At 64.0% G+C, this 1,091-nt stretch carries 1 protein-coding gene; it reads right to left on the bottom strand.

What is annotated here, in order from left to right; translation table 11 throughout:
• Positions 1-30: 30 nt before the first annotated feature.
• Positions 31-1,091: ABC transporter substrate-binding protein (locus I8N66_RS37465; protein ID WP_291165625.1), on the bottom strand; the 1,061-nt coding region annotated here is incomplete at its 5' end.

The following is a 1,091-nucleotide window of genomic DNA, read 5'->3' as shown; positions in this document are numbered from 1 at the left end:
CCGGCGTTTTCATTTCCATCCTGCGCCGGCTTACTCAGCCGGAACGCTCTTGCCGCCTTCCCACTTGTAGAGCGAGAACGCCTGCGAGGTCAGGTCGCCGGCTTCGCCATAGGTCAGCTTGCCGAGCACGGTGTCGATTGCTTCGCCGGACTTGATCGCGGTGGCAACCGCAGTCGCGTCTTCAGCGGAACCGGCTTTCTCGATGCCGGCCTTCAGCACCTGCACGGCGGCATAGGCGTTGAGAGTGAAGGCTTCGGCCGGAATGTTCTTCGCCTTCAGCGCTTCGACGGCCGGAGCCGACGCCGGGTTGCGGGTCGCGTCGCTGGCGTTGGTGTAGATCGTGCCGGTCGCAGCTTCGCCGCCGATCGCCCAGAACTCGGTGTTCGACAGGCCGTCGCCGCCGAAGATCTGTGCCTTCACGCCCTGGTCGTGCATCTGGCGCGCGAGCAGGCCGCCTTCCGGATGGTAGCCGCCAAAGTAGACGACATCGACGTTCTCGGACTTGAGGCGCGTAACGATGGCGCTGAAGTCCTTGTCGCCCGGGTTCAGGCCTTCATAGACAACTTCGGTGATGCCGCCTGCGTTGATCGCCTTCTTGAAGCCGTCAGCAAGGCCCTTGCCGTAAGGAGCCTTGTCGTGCAGGACGGCGACCTTTTTGTCCTTGAGGTTCTTGACCACATAGGCAGCAGCGACTTCGGCCTGCTGGTCGTCACGGCCGCAGGTGCGCAGCACGTTCCAGAGGCCACGGGTCGTGAGGTCAGGCGTCGTTGCCGTCGGAGTTACCATCAGGATGCCGTTTTCGGCGAGAATGTCGGAAGCCGCCATCGAGGTGCCCGAAAGCACCGGGCCGACGACATAGCGGATGCCTTCGCCGGCTGCCTGGTTGGCCACCGAAACGGCCTGCTTCGGGTCGCCGGCGTCGTCGAGCAGCTTCAGAACGATCTTTTCACCGTTGATGCCACCAGCCTTGTTGATCTCTTCCGCGGCCGTTTCCGCGCCGTTCTTCACCTGCTCGCCATAGGCCGCGACCGGGCCGGTGAGCGGCGTGATGACGCCAACGGTGATATCGGCGAAGGCGAGCGGGCCGAAGG

Source organism: Ensifer sp. SSB1, from assembly GCF_016652895.1.
In the GTDB taxonomy this organism is placed as follows: domain Bacteria; phylum Pseudomonadota; class Alphaproteobacteria; order Rhizobiales; family Rhizobiaceae; genus Ensifer.
The sequence above is the reverse complement of the archived record's forward strand: the minus strand, read 5'-3'. Positions and strand labels throughout refer to the sequence as shown.